At 69.6% G+C, this 18000-nt stretch carries 18 protein-coding genes; 9 read left to right on the top strand and 9 right to left on the bottom strand.

The features are described from left to right. The first annotated feature begins 94 nt into the window (after window positions 1-94). Window positions 95-418, top strand: coding sequence for a 2Fe-2S iron-sulfur cluster-binding protein (locus JO391_RS09275; RefSeq protein ID WP_220664256.1), 324 nt, complete (start codon window positions 95-97; stop codon window positions 416-418). Next, window positions 418-1143 (top strand): FG-GAP repeat domain-containing protein, encoded by a 726-nt coding sequence (locus JO391_RS09270; protein WP_220664255.1) that lies wholly within the window; start codon window positions 418-420, stop codon window positions 1141-1143. Before JO391_RS09275 ends, JO391_RS09270 begins: the two co-directional genes overlap by 1 nt. Window positions 1144-1160: 17 nt before the next feature. On the opposite strand, the gene JO391_RS09265 is transcribed toward JO391_RS09270, so the two are convergent. After that, window positions 1161-1583, bottom strand: a complete 423-nt coding sequence (locus JO391_RS09265) for a DUF1178 family protein (RefSeq protein ID WP_220664254.1) — start codon at window positions 1581-1583, stop codon at window positions 1161-1163. A 72-nt stretch (window positions 1584-1655) separates the two neighbouring features. Continuing rightward, window positions 1656-2135 (bottom strand): NUDIX hydrolase, encoded by a 480-nt coding sequence (locus JO391_RS09260; protein WP_259444869.1) that lies wholly within the window; start codon window positions 2133-2135, stop codon window positions 1656-1658. A gap of 234 nt (window positions 2136-2369) precedes the next feature. Here JO391_RS09260 and JO391_RS09255 point away from each other — a divergent pair, with 234 nt between their 5' ends. Genes JO391_RS09255 through JO391_RS21460 form a run of 3 tightly spaced genes read left to right on the top strand, consistent with a single transcriptional unit; the run spans window position 2370 to window position 4000 of the window. Next, the gene (locus tag JO391_RS09255) at window positions 2370-3464 is read left to right on the top strand and encodes an arginase family protein (protein WP_220664253.1); all 1095 of its coding nucleotides are present in this window, start codon (window positions 2370-2372) and stop codon (window positions 3462-3464) included. Then, window positions 3461-3802: an RNA 2',3'-cyclic phosphodiesterase gene (gene thpR / locus JO391_RS21465; RefSeq protein WP_259444868.1), complete on the top strand. Its 342-nt coding sequence runs from the start codon at window positions 3461-3463 to the stop codon at window positions 3800-3802. Before JO391_RS09255 ends, thpR begins: the two co-directional genes overlap by 4 nt. Before the next feature lie 12 nt (window positions 3803-3814). After that, window positions 3815-4000 carry a 2'-5' RNA ligase family protein gene (locus JO391_RS21460; RefSeq protein WP_259444890.1) on the top strand — a complete coding sequence of 62 codons (186 nt, stop codon included), beginning with the start codon at window positions 3815-3817 and terminating at the stop codon, window positions 3998-4000. Here JO391_RS21460 and JO391_RS09245 read toward each other — a convergent pair. The 7 genes from JO391_RS09245 to JO391_RS09215 form a co-directional block, all read right to left on the bottom strand. Beyond that, window positions 3985-5211: a 3-deoxy-D-manno-octulosonic acid transferase gene (locus JO391_RS09245; protein ID WP_220664252.1), complete on the bottom strand. Its 1227-nt coding sequence runs from the start codon at window positions 5209-5211 to the stop codon at window positions 3985-3987. The genes JO391_RS21460 and JO391_RS09245 overlap by 16 nt on opposite strands. A gap of 39 nt (window positions 5212-5250) precedes the next feature. After that, entirely contained in the window at window positions 5251-6660 is a 1410-nt protein-coding gene (locus tag JO391_RS09240) for an amidase (RefSeq protein ID WP_220664251.1), read from the bottom strand. Between the two features lie 123 nt (window positions 6661-6783). Next, window positions 6784-7809 (bottom strand): extracellular solute-binding protein, encoded by a 1026-nt coding sequence (locus tag JO391_RS09235; protein WP_220664250.1) that lies wholly within the window; start codon window positions 7807-7809, stop codon window positions 6784-6786. 28 nt (window positions 7810-7837) lie between these two features. Beyond that, window positions 7838-8641, bottom strand: coding sequence for an ABC transporter permease (locus JO391_RS09230; RefSeq protein ID WP_220664249.1), 804 nt, complete (start codon window positions 8639-8641; stop codon window positions 7838-7840). Beyond that, window positions 8634-9545, bottom strand: coding sequence for an ABC transporter permease (locus tag JO391_RS09225; RefSeq protein WP_259444867.1), 912 nt, complete (start codon window positions 9543-9545; stop codon window positions 8634-8636). The genes JO391_RS09230 and JO391_RS09225 overlap by 8 nt, the downstream gene beginning before the upstream one ends. 2 nt (window positions 9546-9547) lie before the next feature. Beyond that, window positions 9548-10624 (bottom strand): ABC transporter ATP-binding protein, encoded by a 1077-nt coding sequence (locus JO391_RS09220; protein ID WP_220664248.1) that lies wholly within the window; start codon window positions 10622-10624, stop codon window positions 9548-9550. 72 nt (window positions 10625-10696) lie between these two features. Further along, on the bottom strand, window positions 10697-12139 hold the full coding sequence (locus tag JO391_RS09215; protein ID WP_220664247.1) for an amidase: 1443 nt from the start codon (window positions 12137-12139) through the stop codon (window positions 10697-10699). 234 nt (window positions 12140-12373) lie between these two features. Here JO391_RS09215 and JO391_RS09210 point away from each other — a divergent pair, with 234 nt between their 5' ends. The 4 genes from JO391_RS09210 (at window position 12374) to JO391_RS09195 (ending at window position 17992) form a co-directional block, all read left to right on the top strand. Further along, entirely contained in the window at window positions 12374-12706 is a 333-nt protein-coding gene (locus JO391_RS09210; protein ID WP_220664246.1) for a hypothetical protein, read from the top strand. A gap of 54 nt (window positions 12707-12760) precedes the next feature. Continuing rightward, complete coding sequence (locus tag JO391_RS09205; RefSeq protein WP_220664245.1) at window positions 12761-13450, top strand: L,D-transpeptidase; 690 nt, start codon at window positions 12761-12763, stop codon at window positions 13448-13450. A gap of 179 nt (window positions 13451-13629) precedes the next feature. Next, entirely contained in the window at window positions 13630-17205 is a 3576-nt protein-coding gene (locus JO391_RS09200) for a hydantoinase B/oxoprolinase family protein (protein WP_220664244.1), read from the top strand. A 97-nt stretch (window positions 17206-17302) separates the two neighbouring features. Next, complete coding sequence (locus JO391_RS09195) at window positions 17303-17992, top strand: tellurite resistance TerB family protein (protein WP_220664243.1); 690 nt, start codon at window positions 17303-17305, stop codon at window positions 17990-17992. Window positions 17993-18000 lie beyond the last annotated feature (8 nt).

Here is an 18000-nt window from a genome sequence, read left to right as displayed (position 1 = left end):
AACAGCTCCGCGCCGCCGTCCAGTCGCCCCCTCTGGCAAATCCCGGCGCTTTGTCCTATGTCCGCAGCACGTTCGGCGCAGAAAAGGTCAAGGCATGGCGAAGATCACCTATGTGGAATACGGCGGCAAAGAGCATGTGGTGAACGTGCCGAACGGCCTGACCGTGATGGAAGGCGCCCGCGACAACGGAATCCCGGGAATCGAGGCCGATTGCGGCGGCGCCTGCGCCTGCTCGACCTGTCACGTCTATGTCGATCCGGCCTGGGTCGAAAAGCTGCCCAAGAAGGAAGCGATGGAAGAGGACATGCTGGACTTCGCCTGGAAGCCCGATCCCGTCCGCTCGCGCCTGACCTGCCAGCTCAAGGTCTCCGACGCGCTGGACGGCCTCGTCGTCCAGATGCCGGAAAAGCAGATCTGATGCCGAGCAGGGCGCTCGCCGCCCTCGCGCTGTTCCTCATGGCCCCGCCTGCCGCACAGGCGGAGGGGCCGGGCGTAACCGCCGCCCGCCTGGCGCAGCCCACCACCCGCTACGATCACGCCGTGCTGGGCGATGCCGTCGAATGGGGCGCGCTGGACCTGACGGTCCGCGACTGCCCAACCTGCCCGGCGCGCCGACTGACCGTCCGCCTGCCCGAAACCCGCGTGTTCGAGGATGTCGAGGTCCGCATCGTCGATGCCGATGGCGATGGCCGCACCGAGGCGATGGTGGTCGAATCCGACCTCGCCCTCGGCGCCTCGCTCGCGCTCTACAATGACGAAGGCCAGCGTCACGCCACCGCCTTCCTCGGCCAGCCGCACCGCTGGCTCGCCCCCCTGGGCGTGGCCGATCTCAATGGCGATGGCGGGCCAGAGATCGCCTATGTCGAAAAACCCCACCTCGACCGCGTGCTGGTGATCCTGCGCTTTCGCGACGGGCGCTTCACCGAAATCGCCCGCATCCCCGGCCTCACCAACCACCGCATCGGCGACAGCCACATCTCCGGCGGCATCCGTGACTGCGGCCGGGGCGCCCAGGCAGTGCTTGCCACTGCCGACTGGTCCGGCCTCGTCGCCGTCAGCCTGCGCGACGGGCAACCCCGCGTGACTCCCATCGCCACCAGCGCCACGCCGCGCGCCTTCGCCCGCGCGCTCGACTGCCGCTAGACCCGACTGCCGCCAGGTCAGTTGGCCTTGCGCTTCGGGAGAAAGGGCAGGGGGGCGACAGGCACCCCGTCCTCGATCAGCTTCTTCGCCTCGTCCGGGCGCGCCTCGCCATAGATCGCCCGTTCGGGAGCGGAGCCGTCGTGGATCGCCCGCGCCTCGGCGGCAAAGTTCATCCCGACATATTCCGAATTGGCCTCGACCTGCCGCCGCAACTCTGCCAGCGCCGCCTCGATCCCCTCGCGCGGCTCGCCCAGGGGCCGCGCCTCGCGCGCCGTGCCATGCGCCACCGCTGGCGCCATGATCGCCCGCCGCACCTCCACCGATCCGCAACGCGGGCATGTCACCTGGCCAGCCGCCGCCAGCCGGTCGAACCCCTCGGCCGACTGGAACCAGCTGTCAAAGCCATGCTCATTGGCGCAGATCAGGTCGTAATGGATCATCCAGGCTCACCCGCAGACCGGTGCGCCACCGCCGGGCGCAGCCTCCGTCACTTAGCCAGCAATCCGGCGCCGTCAAGCCTGTGCGCGAGGCTCCAGCAGTGCCGGCGTCTCGGCCAGCCGCTCCAGCAAATCGCGCAGCTCGGGCTCCGCCACCTTGCGCGCGGCCTTGGCCGCCGAAAACCACTTGCGGCTGCGCTGCTTGCGCTCGGGAAACCGCCGCGCCAGCCGCTCCACCCGCAAGGGGTGCACGGACACGATGCAGGGCAGATACTCATCGGGGCTCAGAGCCTTGTCATAGCCGAAGAACCCCACCGGCTCCTCGCGCACCGAACCCACGACGCCCGCCTCTTCCCAAGCCTCCACCCCGGCCGAGCCTGCCGGGCTCAGACCGTCGATGGGCCAGCCCTTGGGCAACAACCAGCGCCCCGTGTCACGGCTGGTGACCAGCAGAACCTCGACGCGGCCACGGTGCATGCGCCAGCAGAGAGCAGCACTCTGGCTTCCGGGTCCAACGCCCCCGTTCATGAATTGAACCAACTTGTCGCGTTTCATCTGACTTTCCTCGCCGGTCTCAATCCGCGCCGGCGGGTTCGATACTGCTCGAATCGATAATGGCATGGATCCCTTGCAATGACACCCCTGCCACGCGATTTTGTTCAGGAAACGCGGCTTTCTGCCCACTCCTGCCCCTGGGATGACCATGCTCCCGTCCACTTCGGCCCGCCCGTGACAGCCCCCGCCGGCCGCCCCCTTCCGCAGGCGCCCGTCGCGCCTCTCGGCCCCCTGATGATCGCCGCCTCCATCTACGCCCGCGCGCCCTATGCCGGGCAGCATCCCCTGCGCATCCCCCGCGTTTCCACCGTTCTGGACCTCACCCGCGCGCTTGGCTGGTTGCCGGCCGACCGCTATCGCACCAGCCCCCGTGCCAAAGCCCCGGCGCTCACCGCCTTCCACGACCCGGCCTACATTGCCGCCCTCCAGCGCGCCCAGGCCGAAGGCACCGTCGGCCCGGAAATCCGCGCCCGACACCAACTTGGCACCCTGTCCAACCCGGTCTTTCCCCAAATGTTCGACCGCCCCGCCACCGGCGTCGGCGGGGTCCTGCTTGGGGCCGAGCTTCTGGCCGCGGCCCCCTCCGGCGCCATCCACGTCCCCGGCGGCGGCACCCATCACGGCCTGCCCGACCGTGCAAACGGCTTCTGCTACCTGAACGATCCCGTCCTCGGCATCCTCGCGCTGAAGCGCGCGGGCCTCTCGCGCATCGTCTATCTCGACATCGACGCGCATCATTGCGACGGGGTGGAGCCCGCCTTTGCAGGCGATCCCGCCGTCCGCATGATCTCGGTACACGAAGAAAACCGCTGGCCCTTCACCGGTGCCCTCACCGAAACCGCACTGGGCTCGGCCTTCAACCTGCCGGTGCCGAAGGGCCTGAACGATACCGAAATGGCCCTGATCCGCGACCGGCTCATCCTGCCGCGAATTCAGGAATTTCAACCTGAAATCATCGTTCTGCAAGCCGGAGCCGATGCACTGCTCGAAGACCCGCTCGCCCGGCTGTCCCTGTCGAACCGCGCCTACCGCGACACGCTCGCAGCCCTCCGCCCCCTCGCGCCCCGCCTCCTTCTCCTCGGCGGCGGCGGCTACAACCCCTGGTCCGTCGGCCGCTGCTGGACGCTCCTCTGGGCCACACTCTCGGGCCAGCCCGTTCCAGACCGCCTGCCGGCAGAGGCGCAGGCCATCCTGCGCGGCCTGTCGTGGAACGGTGGCGGCCGCCCCCCACCCGACGAGGCATTGCTCACCACGCTGGAAGACCCGCCGCGCCCCGGCCCGATCCGCCCCGAGATCCGGGACCGCCTCGCCCTTCTGGCCCGCCGATGACCCTGCGCCTGTTCCTCGCCATCGACCTGCCTGACGACTTGCGCAGCCAGTTGGCGGTCCAGCAGTTCCTGATGCCATTGCCCCGGCGCGAGCCGGTCGAGAACCTTCACCTCACGCTGGTCTTCCTGGGCGAGGTGCCGGAACCTCAGGCACAGGACCTGCACGACGTGCTCTCCACCTTCCATGCCCCGCCCATGACCCTCGCGGTCGAAGGCTTCGGCCTCTTCGGTGCCGACCGCGCGCGCCTTGCCTATGCCGCCCTGCGCCCCGACCCTGCGCTGATGACCCTGCAAACCCGCCTCATGGCACTCACCCGCCGCGCGGGCATCCAGCCCTAGGCGCGCCGCTACATCCCGCACATCACGCTTGGCCGCTTTCCGCCACAGCGCGGGGCAGATGCCCTGCGCCTTGAATCCGCCGTCGCCCTCACCGCCTTCCGCGCGGAATTCCAGGCGCGCGACATCACGCTGTTCCGATCGGACCGCAGTCCCCGCGGCTCGGTCTATACCGCGCTCGCGGCCTATCCCCTGGCGTGACGCATCGGCGCCAGAAGCCGCGCCGCCAGCCCGTCCAGTTCCACCCCGCCCGCCAGCGCCGCGCGCCCCGCCGCCGCCATCCGGGTCTGTGCCGAACCATCCAGCCCGGCCAGCGCCGCCCCCAGATCGCCCGTCACCGCCAGCGCGCCCCCCGCCGCATCCAGCGCGGCAAAGGCATCGCGGTGGTTGGCAAGCGAAGGCCCATGCACCACCGCCGATCCCGCCGCCACCGGCTCGAACGGCGTATGTCCGCCCCGGTCGGCAAAGGTGCCGCCCACCACGGTCGCCCCGGCCATGCCGTACCACAGCGCCATCTCGCCCAGGGTATCGGCCAGGAAGACCGGCCCCGCCACGTCGTCCCCCGCCGAGCGCCGCCGCAGCGCAAAACCGCGCGCCGCGATCTCGCGCGCCACGGCATCGAACCGCGCCGGATGCCGCGGCGCCAGGATCAACAGGTCGAACTGCCCGCGTGCTTCGGCAAAGCCGTCCAGCACCAGCGCCTCTTCGCCCTCGTGGGTCGAGGCCGCCAGCAGACAGCGGTCCCGCGCCACCGGCCCGGTCACCGGCGCCAACGCCTCCACCCCCGCCTTTAGGTTCAGCACCGGCGCCAGCCGGTCGCGCGGTAGGCCAAGCGCCACCAGCCGTGCCGCGCTGCCCTCATCCTGCGGCGATACCAGCGCCAGCCCCTCCAGCAGGCCCCGCATCCCCGGCACCTTGCCCCACCGCCGCGCGCTGCGTTCCGACATGCGCGCGCCCACCATCGCCACCGGCACGCCGGCTGCCCGCGCGGCCGCCATCCGGCCCGGCCAAAGCTCGTTCTCCACCACGATCATCAGGTCCGGCCGCCAGCCCCGGATCACCCGCGCCGCCGCTCCGGCCGTATCGAAGGGCGCCAGCCGCGCCTCGACCCCCGCCTGCTGCCAGCCCGCCACCATCTCCCGCGCCGTCGCCGTGTTCGAGGTCACAAGAACCTCCAGCCCCGGCACCTCGTCCCGCAGCCGGCGGATCAGCGCCTTCACCGAGGTCAGTTCCCCCAGCGACGCCCCATGCACCCAGATCGCCGGGGCGCCGCCCTGCCGCTTTGGCCCCAGCCCCAGCCGCTCGCGCAGCGCCGATCCCGGCAGCCGCCCGCGCGCCATGCCCCACAAGGTCGCCAGAACGGCGAAGGGCAGGGCGATCCCCATCAACAGGCGGTAGGCGAACAGCATCATGTCCAGCCTCTTGGCCCGCGCCGGGCCCAAGGGCAAGCGTTACAGTACCGGCGGGCGCTTGCCCGGCCAGTCCGTCGCCTCATGCCAGGCCTGACCGATGCGCAGAACCAGCGCATCCGCCCCAACCCGGCCCGCGATCTGCATCCCCATCGGCAAGCCCTGCGCCCCGAACCCCACCGGCACCGACAGGGCCGACAGGCCGATCAGGCTCACCGGGATCACCACCTCCATCCAGCGGTGATAGGTGTCCATTGTCCGCCCGGCGATCTCCTTCGGCCAGTCCCATTCCGCCGGGAAGGGCCAGACCTGCGCCGAGGGCAGCACCAAAGCGTCAAAGGTCTCGAACAGCTTCGCCGCCCGTGCGTGCCAGCGCGACCGGATCACGCTCGCCTCGTAAACCGCTTCCGCACTCAACCCCATGCCCTGCTCGATCTCCCAGATTGTCTCGGGCTTGGTCTTCGCGCGCTTCGCCGGGTCCAGCGCAAACGCCCGCTTGGCCCCCGCATTCAGCATGGCGCGCAGCGCCACCCAGGCCAGCCACAGCTTTTCCGCCGGGAAGGGAGGCACCACCTCCTCGACCACCGCCCCCATCTCCTCCAGCTGTCCCAAAGCCGAACGGCAGATCTCCAGGATGCCGGGCTCCATCGCATAGGCGCCGCCCCAGTCTCCCAGCCAGCCGATGCGCAGCCCCTTCACCCCGCCGCCCAGCCGGTCGGCATAGGGTTCTGCCGTCCGGCAGAACGGCACCTCCGGGTTTTCCCCCGCCAGCACTTCCAGGAACCGCGCCACATCCTCGACGGTGCGCCCCATCGGCCCCTCGGTCGCCAGCGTGTTCAGGTAGGTGTCCCCCACTGCATCCGCCGGCACCAGCCCCCAGCTTGGCCGGAAGCCGTAGACGTTGCAGAAGGCCGCGGGGTTCCTCAGCGACCCCATCATGTCCGACCCGTCCGCCACCGGCACCATCCGCGCCGCCAGCGCCGCCGCCGCGCCGCCCGAAGACCCTCCCGCAGAGCGCGACAGGTCATACGGGTTGCGCGTCACGCCAAAGACCGGGTTGTAGGAATGGCTGCCCTGGCCCCATTCCGGCACGTTCGACTTGCCCACGAACACCGCCCCCGCCGCCCGCATCCGCGCCGCCACCAGATCATCTGCCTCGGGCAGGAAATCGGCAAACAGCGGCGAGCCATAGGTCGTCCGCAGGCCCCTGGTCGCCACCAGGTCCTTCACGGCCACCGGCAGCCCGTGCAGCCAGCCCCGGCGCGGCGCATCGTCCAGCGCCCGCGCCTCAGCCATCACTTCGTCAGGGTCGCGCAAGCTGACCAGCGCATTCACCGCACCGTTCACCGCGGCAATGCGCTCCAGATGCGCCGCCATGATCTCGGACGGCGCCAGTTTCCGCGCCGCCACCAGCCGCGACAGGTCAGAGGCGGACAGATCGGTCAGCGACATGACCGCTCCTTCATCTTGGTCAAGACACCCTGTGGGGGGGCAGGGGCGAAACGCCCCCTTCCGCGCAGCACGGCGCCCACGTATCGCGTGATCCGGGGGCCGGGCCCCCGGATCGCCGCCAGATCACTTCTGCAGTTCGGTCCAGATCGCGGTGATGTAGTCCTGGCCCTTGCCCGTGCAGGTCGACAGGAAATGCCCGGCCGAAACCAGTTCCGCCGGAATCACGATCTCGGGCGCGGTCTTCATGTCCTCGGGCATGAAGGGCTCCGATCCGGCGATGCCGTTGGCATAGCGGGCATAGGCCGAAATCATCGCCGCATTCTCGGGCAGCGCGATGAAGTCCAGGAACTTGTAGGCCTCCTCGACGTTCTTCGCATCCGACAGCAGCATCACCTGGTCCATCCACAAGGGATAGCCTTCCTTCGGATAGCCATACTTCACATCCGGGTTGGCAAGGCGCGCGCGGAAGATCGCGCCGTTCCAGTAGACCGAGGCCATGACGTCGTTGTTCGACATCTTCTCGGTCATGCCATAGTCCATCGACAGCCACTTCGGCTTTGCCTCGATCAGCTTGTCGCGGACCTTCTTCATCAGCTCCGCATCGTCCGAGCAGAACTCGCCCCCCATGTACATGGTGGCCATGGCCAGCACGTCGTTCATCTCGGGCGTCACGTTCACCTTGCCCACCAGCTCGGGCGGCGGGTCAAGCCAGATCGCGCTGGTGTTGATGTCGCCCGAATACAGCTTCTGGTTCACCGCCACGCCGGTCGTGCCCCATTGCCACGGGATCGAATACTTCCGGCCCGGATCGTAGTCCACGTTCAGCCATTCCGGGGCGATGTTCTTGTGGTTGGGGATCTTCGACAGGTCCAGTTCCTGGACCAGCCCCTTTTCCACATAGATCGGCACATAGTTGGCCGAAGGGACCACAAGGTCGAACCCCGCGCCGCCGGCCTCGATCTTGGCCAGCGCGGTGTCGTTGCTGTCATAATCGGTGACGGTGACCTTGATCCCCGTCTCCTTCTCGAACTTCGCCAGCAGTTCGGGGCTCGTATAGTCGCCCCAGTTGAAGAGCTGCAGCTCTCCTTCCGCCTGCGCCATCATGGCCGAGGCCAGAAGCATGGCGGTCGCGCTCAGTAGTCGTTTCATCGTGGGCTCCCTGGTTGGTTGTTATGGGTCAGTCGCGCTTGCGGGTCAGGGCGAAGAAGGCGGTCAAGAGCACCACCGTCAGCGCCAGCAACATGGTCGAAATCGCATAGACCTCGGTCGAAACCTGCCGCCGGATCTGCCCCAGCATATAGGTAGGCAGCGTGTCCTGTCCGGCGGATTTCACGAACAGCGTGATCACAACATCGTCCAGTGAGGTCACGAAGGCCAGCATCATCCCGGCGATGATGCCGGGCAGCAAAAGCGGAAAGGTGACGCGGCGAAAGGTCAGCCAGGGCGTGGCGTAAAGGTCCGCCGCCGCCGTCTCCAGCGTCAGGTCCATGCTTTCCAGCCGCGCCCGGATCGGCAGATAGGCAAAGGGAATACAGAACCCGGCATGGGCCGCCACCAGGTATCCCATGCCCTGATAGCCAAGGTTCACCTTGAACCAGGCGAAGAAGATCAACAGCGCCACCGCCGTCACGATCTCGGGCACCATCAGCGGCTGGTTGATCATCACATAGATGAAGGTCTGCCCGTTGAACGGCTTGCGCCGCGTCGTGCCCAGGGCCGCCGCCGTGGCCACCGCCGTGGCGATGGCCGCCGCCACCAGCGCCAGCCACAGCGACCGGATCGTCGCATCCTTCACCTGGTCGTTTTCCCAGGCCTTGGCGAACCATCGGAACGAAAACCCGCCCCATTGCGACAAGCTGTCGCCACCGTTGAACGAGAATACCACCAGCACCAGTATCGGCAGGTACAGCGCGGCAAAGACCAAGAGCGCCACGGTCGTGAAGCCCGGCAGGCGCGAGACGACGAATCCCCGGTCAGCCATGTCCGCGCTCCCGGTTGGCAAAGCGCACATAGATCAGAAGCGCCGCGGTCACGATGATCAGAAGCGTCACGCTCAGCGCGGCGCCCAGCGGCCAGTTGCGGCCCTGGCCGAACTGCAGTTCGATGAAGTTGCCGATCATCATCTGCTTGCCGCCACCCAGAATGCGCGGCGTCACATAGGCGCCCAGCGCCGGCACGAAGACAAGGATCGAGCCTGCCACGATGCCCGGCTTCACCACCGGCACGATGATCCGCCGCAGCACCTGCCAACGGCTCGCATACAGGTCATAGCCCGCCTCAAGCAGCCGCATGTCGAACCGGTCGATCGAGGCGAACAGCGGCAGCACCATCAGCGGCAGATAGACGTAGGTCATCCCCAGGAAGACCGCGAAGTCCGTATAGATGATCTCCAGCGGCTTCTGGATCAGTCCTGCCCACAGCAGCACCGTGTTCAGCAGGCCCTCGGCGCGGATGATCTCGTTGATGGCAAAGGTGCGGATCAGAAGGTTGGTCCAGAACGGAATGGTGATCAGGAACAGCCACAGCGCCCGCGCCTTTGGTGGCCGCGTCGCAATGAACCACGCGGTCGGAAAGCCCACCAGAAAGGCAAAGACCGTGGTCAGCAGGCTCAGCTTCACCGACCGCCACAGGATCGTCAGATGCGCATCCTCCAGCCGCAGCGTGTCGTCGAACACGTCGCGCGTGAACAGGATGCCGGTCCATGCATCCGTGCTGAAGCCCCATTCCACATTCCCGTATTCGCCGGGAATCAGGAAGGAATAGACCAGCATGATGAACAGCGGCCCGATGGCCGCCACCGCCAGGATCAGCAGGGCCGGCGAGGACAGAAGCCACCCCGCCCGGTCCGATGCCTTGTCCCTTTCCAGTTCCGCCTGGCTTGCCACGCTCAGTCCTCCAGCACCTGCACCGCACCGGGTGCAAAGCGGAAGGAAACGGCCTGGCCCTGTTCCAGGCCCGAAAGCCCGTCCGCCGGGCTTTGCAGCCGCGCCACCATCTCGGTGCCGTCCTTCAGCACCATGTGGCAATGGGTGTCGGTGCCGAAATAGACCAGTGATGTCACCGTGGCCGGCAGCGCCTCCGGCTCGGCCGCATCGCACAGCCGCACCTGCTCGGGCCGCACCGTCAGCGTCAGGGCGCGCCCCTCGGGCGGCGACATGCCGGCGGGCAGGGGGATCACATGCCCCTCGCCCAGACGCAGGCCATTGCCCTCTCGCCGGGCGGGAATGAAATTCGTCTCGCCGATGAAGCTGGCCACAAAGCGGTTGACCGGGCGGGTGTAGATGTCGCGCGGGCTGCCTACCTGTTGCAGCTTGCCCGCCGACATCACGCCGATCCGGTCGGACATGGTCAGCGCCTCTTCCTGGTCATGCGTCACGAAGACGAAGGTGATCCCCGTCTCGGTCTGCAGCCGCTTCAACTCGATCTGCATCTCCTTGCGCAGCTTGAGATCCAGCGCGGAAAGCGGCTCGTCCAGCAGCAGGACCTTTGGCTGCGGCGCCAGCGCCCGTGCCAGCGCCACGCGCTGCTGCTGGCCGCCGGAAAGCTGGCTCGTCTTGCGCCCGGCCAGCGCCTCCAGCTTCACCAGCGCCAGCATGCGGTCGGTCGTGGCCTTCACCTCGGCCTTTGGCTTGCCCAGCATTTCCAGCCCGAAAGCCACGTTCTGCGCGACCGTCAGGTGGGGGAAGAGTGCATAGGACTGGAACACCGTGTTCACCGGCCGCTTGTTCGGCGGCAGGTAGGTGATGTCCTGCCCGTCCAGCAGGATCAGCCCGTCCGTCGGCATCTCGAACCCGGCAATCAGCCGCAAGAGCGTGGTCTTGCCACAGCCCGAAGGCCCAAGCAGCGTGAAGAACTCACCCTGCCGGATGCCCACCGACACATCGTCCAGCGCGCGCACAGCGGTTTCGCCGGCACCGAACGCCTTCACGACGTTCCGGGCCTCGATGGCCAGTTTCTCGGTCAAAGGCCGGCACTCCCCGTAGTCTGTTTTTTGATCATCTTTTCGATGGCGCCCGGCATTTGCAACAGGATTCGGTCAGGAGCCCCGCGCCAGTGGCGCGCGTTTCATCGCCCAGGGCGCCGCCCGCTCGATTTCCGCGCACAGCGCGATCAGCTCTTCATCCGCCCCGAAGGGCGCCGCCAGATGCACGCCGATGGGCAGACCCGAGGCCGACCAGCCCAGCGGAACCGAGGCTGCGGGCTGTCCGCTGGCATTGAACACCGCGCAGAACGGCGAATATTCGAAGATGCCGCCAGGCCCGATGCGGTAGCCCACATAATCCTCGGTCGCATGGGCAAACCGCCCCACCTTCGCCGGCGGCTCCGCCAGCGTGGCCGACAACAAGATATCCGGCCCGCCCTCGAAAAACCCCGCCATCTGCCGGCCAAAGGCATGGATCTGCCCTACCGCCTCCAGATACCGCGTCGGGTGCAGCGTGTTCGCATAGGCCCAGGCCCCCCGCGCCACGCCCTCCACCAGATCGGGCGAGGGCGGCGCATCGCCCAGCTTCGACCGGATCGACAGGGCCGAACCCACGCCGACAATATCCGTCCAGGCCCGCATCATCATGGGCACATCCGCCTTGGGCCGCCCCGGCTCCACATGATGCCCCAGGCTCTCCAGAAGCCACCCCGCCGCCCGCACCGCCTCGGCCACTTCCGGGTCCACCGCTTCGCCGGTGAAGGTCGTGTCGCAGATCGCCACCCGCAACCGCCGCGGCGGCCGGCTGATCGCATCGGCATGGCTGCGCTTCAGCGCCGGCGCCACGTAAGGAGCGCCCAGATCCGGCCCCATGCAGGCATCCAGCATGGCCGCCGTGTCCCGCACCGACCGCGTCAGCCAGCCGTCGATCGCCATGCCCGCCCAGCCCTCGCCGGCATAGGGCCCGTCCGGCAGCCGCGCCCGCGTCGGCTTGAACCCGAACAGCCCGCAGGAAGACGCCGGTATCCGCACCGACCCGCCGCCGTCCGACCCATGCGCGATGGCCACGATCCCCGCCGCCACCGCCGCCCCGGCCCCGCCCGAAGACCCGCCCGAGGTATGGTCCAGCCCCCAGGGGTTGCGCGTCGGCCCGCCATAGACCGCGCTTTCCGTCGCCGCCCCCACGCCGCCCTCCGGGCTGGTCGTCCGCCCGAAACAGACCACCCCGGTCGCCCGCATCCGTTCCCAGATCGCGGAATCGCGACCGTATCGCGTGCCCGCAAACAGGCGAGACCCGTTGTGGCTGGGAAAATCCACCGCCTCCGCGCCCAGATCCTTCAACAGGAACGGCACGCCGCGGAACGGCCCGACCGGCAGGCCCTCGGCAATCGCCTTGCGCGCCACGCCCTCCTGCACCAGCACCACCGCATTGATCGCCGGATTGCGCGCCTCCACCGCCGCCAGCGCCGCATCCAGCAGCTCCGAGGGCGTCACCTCGCCCTTCGCCACCAGCCCCGCTAGTTCCGTCGCATCCGCCACGCCCAGATCGCCGATCATGCCTGTCTCCCTGTTTGCCCCATCCTCGACCGTGCCCCCGCGCCGATCAACACCCCCCGCGCCCCCGCATCGACCGGAAACGACACCCTGCGCTCCGTTCCCCACCCCCGAGCCACCCCCTCCCCTCGTGGGAGGGGGCAGGGGGGAGGGGGCACTCACCCCCTGATGCACCCTCACGCCCTCGTCACCAGCCCGAACCTCGACTTTCCCCACAGCCGGGGGTAAATCCCGCCCATGGCGCGCCCGGTCCGCATCCTCCTGATCCTCGTGCTCACCCTGGCGCTCCTGCCCTGGGGTGCCTGGATCAGGGCGGCCAACGCCACGCCGCCCGCGCATCATCCGGCCATCGAGGTCACAGCCCCTGCGGCCCCGCAGGCCGCCGCCCCGGCCCACCGCTGCCGCACCGCCACCCTGCCGGGCACGGCCTGCCCGGCCGACCCGGCCCTCCTGCCTGCGGCGCAGCCCACGCCGGATGCGGCCACCACCCGCGCGCTCCGCGCCGCAGATGTCACGGCCCGCAGCCTGCACGCCCCACCCGGCCCGGAACGCCCGCCCCGCCTCGCCTGACGAACCCCGCCGCGCCCGCGCGGCCCCCCATTCGTCAGCCAAGGACCAAAGACCATGCTTACCCGTCGCGCCTTCCTCGCGGCAGGCTCCGCAGCCACGCTGTCGGCCTGCGCGCCCGCGCCCCTGCCAGACCAGACCCCCATCACCCCGGTCGCGCCGCCCGCGCTGCCCGACTTCTACGGCGCCGTCACGACCGAGCCCTTCCCGGTCCCCGCTGTGCCCGAAGGCGTGGTCGAGCCGCGCCTCTGGCGCCAGTTCGTGCCCAATCCCTTCCCCCAGGATGCCCCCGGCACCCTGGTGGTCGATCCCGGCGCGGGCTACCTGTTCCTCATCGGCGATGACGGCCAGGCCCTGCGCTACGGCGCCGGCACCGGCGCCGCCGCCTTCGCCTGGTCGGGTACGGCGCGCGTGCAATTCACCCGCGCCTGGCCAGTCTGGAAGGCGCCCGACAGCATGATCGAACGCCGCCCCGAATTCGCCCCCTATTCCGTGGCCAACGGCGGAATGCCCGGCGGCCCCGGCAACCCGCTCGGCGCCCGCGCGCTCTATCTGTTCCAGGACGGCCAGGACACGCTCTACCGCATCCACGGCGCCTGCGAGCCGAAGTACCTCGGCCGCGCCGTCTCGTCCGGCTGCATCCGGCTCTTGGACCAGGACGCCATCGACATCGCCGCCCGCGTGCCCCACGGCGCCACCGTCCGCGTCCTGCCCGCCACCGCGCCCGCCGGCATCGGGCTTTACTGAAGGCAAAGGCTGCGGCCTGGCGCCCGCGCCTTGTCAATGCCTGGCTGGCGCGTGCGCAACCCCTTGCTTTCGTTCATGTCGCGCGGGGCGTCCAGGCGTCGACGCCCCGCGCCCTGGCATCCGGGCTTGACCTCGCCGCCCGCCTGCCCGACCCATGGGGCGGAACCGAAGGGGGCGACATGGCCAAGGCTTGGGAATTCTGGATCGACCGGGGCGGCACCTTCACCGACGTGGTGGCCCGCCGGCCCGACGGCGGCATCACGACCCTCAAGCTCCTCTCCGAGGCCCCCGAACGCTACCCTGACGCCGCCGTGCAGGGCATCCGCGACTGTCTGGGGCTGGCCCCCGGCCAACCCATCCCCGACGGGGCCGTGGCGGCGGTCAAGATGGGCACCACGGTCGCCACCAACGCCCTTCTGGAACGCAAAGGCGAGCGGGTCCTCCTCCTCATCACCGAAGGCTTCGCCGACCTCCTGCGCATCGGCACCCAGGCCCGCCCCGATCTCTTCGCCCTCCACGTCCGCCGCCCCGACCTCCTCCACGAACAAGTGGCCGAGGCAAGGGGCCGGCTGGACGCGACGGGCGCCGAGATCACCCCGCTGGACGAGCCCCGCCTGCGGGCCGCCCTCCGCGCTGCCCATGCGACCGGCATCCGCGCCGTGGCCGTGGCCTTCCTCCACGCCTGGCTGAACCCGGTGCACGAGGCGCGGGCGGGCGAGATCGCGGCCGAAGAGGGCTTCACCCAGATCAGCCTCAGCCACCGCATCTCCGGCCTCGCCAAGCTGGTGGCGCGCGGCGACACCACGGTGGTCGACGCCTATCTCTCCCCCATCCTGCGCCGCTATGTGGCCCAGGTCGAGGGCGCGCTCGACCTTGGCCGCGCCACCGGCCGGCTTCTCTTCATGCAGTCGAACGGCGGCCTGACCGAGGCACACCGCTTCCAGGGCAAGGACGCCATCCTCTCCGGCCCCGCCGGCGGCATCGTTGGCATGGTCCGCACCGCCGAGGCGGCGGGCTTCTCCCGGCTCATCGGCTTCGACATGGGCGGCACCTCCACCGATGTCAGCCACTATGCCGGCACCCTGGAGCGCAGCTTCGAGACCGAGGTGGCCGGCGTCCGGATGCGGGCACCCATGCTGGACATCCACACCGTCGCCGCCGGCGGCGGCTCGATCTGCGCCTTCCGCGATGGCCGCTATCAGGTCGGCCCGGAAAGCGCCGGCGCCAATCCCGGTCCCGCCAGCTATCGCCGCGGCGGTCCGCTGACCGTGACCGACTGCAACGTCATGCTGGGCCGCCTGCAACCCGACCATTTCCCCGCCATCTTCGGCCCCAAGGGCGATCTGCCGCTGGATGCCGCCGTGGTCCGCGACCGCTTCGCCGACCTTGCCCGCCAGATCGCGGCCGCCACCGGCGCGGCCCCGCAAGACCCCGAGACCGTGGCCGAAGGCTTCCTGCGCATCGCCGTGGACAACATGGCCAATGCCATCCGCAAGATCAGCGTGCAGCGCGGCCACGACGTGACCGGCTACACCCTGCAATGCTTCGGTGGCGCGGGAGGCCAGCACGCCTGCGCCGTGGCCGATGCCCTGGGCATGAGCCGGGTCTTTCTTCATCCCCTCGCCGGGGTGCTGTCGGCCTTCGGCATGGGTCTGGCCGACCTGCGCGCCCTGCACGAGACGCAGCTTGACCTGCCGCTGGAGGCTGATCTTGCGCCAGCCGCCGACCGGCTGGCCGAAGCCGCCCGCGCCGATCTGTCCGCGCAGGGCGTCGGCAGCGCAGAAGTCGAGGTGAGGGCGCATCTGCGCTATCAGGGCTCGCATCAGGCGCTGGAGGTGCCCTTCGGCCCGGCCCCTGCCATGCGGGCGGATTTCGAGACGGCGCACCAGGCCCGGTTCGGCTTCACCTCGCCCGAGCGCGGCATCGTGGTCGAGATGCTGGCGGCCGAGGCCATCGGCGGCGGCGACCGCAGCGCCGTGCCGCCGCCACCCGGCACGGACTCTCCCCGCATGATCGACCGCGTCCACGCGCGCTTTGGCGGGGTCTGGTGCGATGTGCCCCTCTACGACCGCGCCAGCCTGCCCGCGGGCACCCGGCTGGACGGCCCCGCCATCATCCGCGAGGCGACGGGGACCGTGGTGCTGGAGGATGGCTGGGCGGCACGGGTGGACGGGCAGGGCAACCTGATCCTCGAACGCACCCACGCCGCTGCCCGCCCGACCGTTGCCGGCACGAAAGCCGACCCGGTGCTTCTGGAAGTGATGGGCAACCTCTTCATGTCGGTGGCCGAACAGATGGGCGCGACCCTCGCCAACACGGCCTGGAGCGTGAACATCAAGGAACGGCTGGATTTCTCCTGCGCGATCTTCGATTCCTCGGGCGATCTGGTCGCCAACGCGCCGCATGTGCCGGTGCACCTGGGCTCGATGTCGGACGCGGTGAAGGCCGTGATACGCGAAACCGAGGGCAGGGTGGGCGAGGGCGACGCCTTCATGCTGAACAGCCCCTACCAGGGCGGCACCCACCTTCCGGACGTCACGGTGGTCTCGCCGGTCTTTGTCGAGGGGCGGCCGGCCTTCTGGCTGGGCTCGCGCGGGCACCATGCCGATATCGGCGGCCGCACGCCGGGCTCATCTCCCCCGGACTCCACCTCCATCACCGAGGAAGGCATCCTCATCGACCTCTTCCCGCTGGTCCGCTCCGGCCGGCTGCGCGAGGCCGAGACGCGGGCGCTGCTCACATCGGGCCCCTGGCCCTGCCGGGCGGTGGACCAGAACATCGCCGACCTCAAGGCGCAGGTGGCCGCCAACGAAACCGGGCGCCGGGCGCTTCTGAAAGTGGTGCAAGACTACGGCGCCGATGTCGTGGCGGCCTACATGGGCCATGTCCAGGACAATGCCGAGGAAAGCGTGCGCCAGGTGATCGGGCGCCTCCAGGACGGCGCTTTCCGCTATCCGATGGACATCGGCGCCGAGATCGTGGTGCGCGTCATGGTGGACCACGCCGCGCGCGAGGCGGTGATCGACTTCTCCGGCACCTCCGCACAGCAGCCCGGCAACTACAACGCACCCAGGGCCATCGCCCGGGCCGTGGTGCTCTACGTCTTCCGCACGCTGGTGGGCCATGCCATCCCGCTCAACGAAGGCTGCCTGAAGCCCCTGCACATCATCCTGCCCGAGGGCTCGATGCTGAACCCCCATGCCGGCGCGGCGGTTATCGCCGGCAATACCGAGGTCAGCCAGGCCGCCTGCAACGCGCTCTACGGCGCGCTTGGCGTGCTCGCCGCCTCGCAAGGCACGATGAACAACTTCGTCTGGGGCAATGCCCGGTTCCAGAACTACGAAACGATCTGCGGCGGCACCGGCGCCGGCCCCGGTTTTCCCGGCTGCGCCGCCGTGCAAAGCCACATGACCAACACCCGCATGACCGATCCGGAGATCCTGGAACGCCGCTTCCCGGTGCGGCTGGAAAGCCTCGCCATCCGCCATGGCTCGGGCGGGGCAGGGCGCTGGCCTGGCGGCGACGGCACGGTGCGGCGCCTGCGGTTCCTGGAACCCGTGACGGTCACGACCCTCTGCTCCAGCCGCCTCGTCCCGCCCTTCGGCATGGCCGGCGGCAGCCCCGGCGCCCTGGGCGTGAACCGGGTGATCTGGCCCGACGGGCGCGAGGAGCCGCTGAAGGGCAACGATCAGCGCGACTTGCCCGAAGGCGCGGTTTTCGAGATGCTGACACCCGGCGGCGGTGGCTGGGGCTGACCGTCCCGCGCCCCCAGCTCGCGCCACCGTGCCGCCTTGCCGGCCGGGCGGCGCGTCCCCAGATGAGCAAGGCGCGCGACCTGCATAGGAGGATGTGATGGCCGACATGAAATCCCTGCTCGATTCGCTTCTGAAAGGCTCGGGCGACCTGCGCCAGGCCGGGTCCGATCTGGGCCAGCGCGCCAAATCCACCTGGGACCAGCAATCCACCGGCACGCAAGGCGCCGTGGTCGGCGGGCTTCTGGGCGTGCTCATGGGCGGGCGCGGCGGTCTGGCGGGGCTGATGCGCGTCGGCGGGGCCGCGGTGGCGGGCCATGTCGCCGCCAAGGCCTATGCCGACTGGAAGGCCGGCAAGGACCCGGTGGCCGGCGTCACCGATGCCCTGGAAGACCTGCGCGACATGGTGATGCCGCCGGGCGTGGCCGCCTCGGATGACGGGGCCGAGCGGATGCTGAAGGTCGTCGTCGCCGCCGCCAAGGCCGATGGCCATGTGACCGAGGCCGAACGCGCCGCCATCGCCGAACGGATGCGGGCGGCCGAACTGGACCCCGCCGCGCAGGCGGTGATCCAGGCAGAACTCGCAGCGCCCCTGGACCTCGATGCCGTGGCCGCCCTGGCCCGCAGCGAGGAAGAGGCGGTGGAGATCTACACCACCTCCGCCCTTCTGGTGGACCCGAACCTTCCGGCCGACCGCGCCTATCTGGAAGGGCTGGCTGCCCGCCTGAGCCTCGACGCCGGCCTCGTGCGCCATCTGGATGCCCAGGCCCGCAAGGCGCGCGCTGCCTGACGCGAAGG

It is taken from the genome of Neotabrizicola shimadae (assembly GCF_019623905.1).
Taxonomy (GTDB): domain Bacteria; phylum Pseudomonadota; class Alphaproteobacteria; order Rhodobacterales; family Rhodobacteraceae; genus Neotabrizicola; species Neotabrizicola shimadae.
The sequence above is the reverse complement of the archived record's forward strand: the minus strand, read 5'-3'. Positions and strand labels throughout refer to the sequence as shown.

Coding starts and splice junctions, on each gene's coding strand:
- JO391_RS09270 (WP_220664255.1), top strand. CDS start 418: ATGCCGAGCAGGGCGCTCGCCGCCCTCGCGCTGTTCCTCATGGCCCCG.
- JO391_RS09210 (WP_220664246.1), top strand. CDS start 12,374: ATGGCGCGCCCGGTCCGCATCCTCCTGATCCTCGTGCTCACCCTGGCG.
- JO391_RS09230 (WP_220664249.1), bottom strand. CDS start 8,641: ATGGCTGACCGGGGATTCGTCGTCTCGCGCCTGCCGGGCTTCACGACC.
- thpR (WP_259444868.1), top strand. CDS start 3,461: ATGACCCTGCGCCTGTTCCTCGCCATCGACCTGCCTGACGACTTGCGC.
- JO391_RS09275 (WP_220664256.1), top strand. CDS start 95: ATGGCGAAGATCACCTATGTGGAATACGGCGGCAAAGAGCATGTGGTG.
- JO391_RS09255 (WP_220664253.1), top strand. CDS start 2,370: ATGATCGCCGCCTCCATCTACGCCCGCGCGCCCTATGCCGGGCAGCAT.
- JO391_RS09260 (WP_259444869.1), bottom strand. CDS start 2,135: ATGAAACGCGACAAGTTGGTTCAATTCATGAACGGGGGCGTTGGACCC.
- JO391_RS09265 (WP_220664254.1), bottom strand. CDS start 1,583: ATGATCCATTACGACCTGATCTGCGCCAATGAGCATGGCTTTGACAGC.
- JO391_RS09215 (WP_220664247.1), bottom strand. CDS start 12,139: ATGATCGGCGATCTGGGCGTGGCGGATGCGACGGAACTAGCGGGGCTG.
- JO391_RS09240 (WP_220664251.1), bottom strand. CDS start 6,660: ATGTCGCTGACCGATCTGTCCGCCTCTGACCTGTCGCGGCTGGTGGCG.
- JO391_RS09195 (WP_220664243.1), top strand. CDS start 17,303: ATGGCCGACATGAAATCCCTGCTCGATTCGCTTCTGAAAGGCTCGGGC.
- JO391_RS09235 (WP_220664250.1), bottom strand. CDS start 7,809: ATGAAACGACTACTGAGCGCGACCGCCATGCTTCTGGCCTCGGCCATG.
- JO391_RS09205 (WP_220664245.1), top strand. CDS start 12,761: ATGCTTACCCGTCGCGCCTTCCTCGCGGCAGGCTCCGCAGCCACGCTG.
- JO391_RS09245 (WP_220664252.1), bottom strand. CDS start 5,211: ATGATGCTGTTCGCCTACCGCCTGTTGATGGGGATCGCCCTGCCCTTC.
- JO391_RS09200 (WP_220664244.1), top strand. CDS start 13,630: ATGGCCAAGGCTTGGGAATTCTGGATCGACCGGGGCGGCACCTTCACC.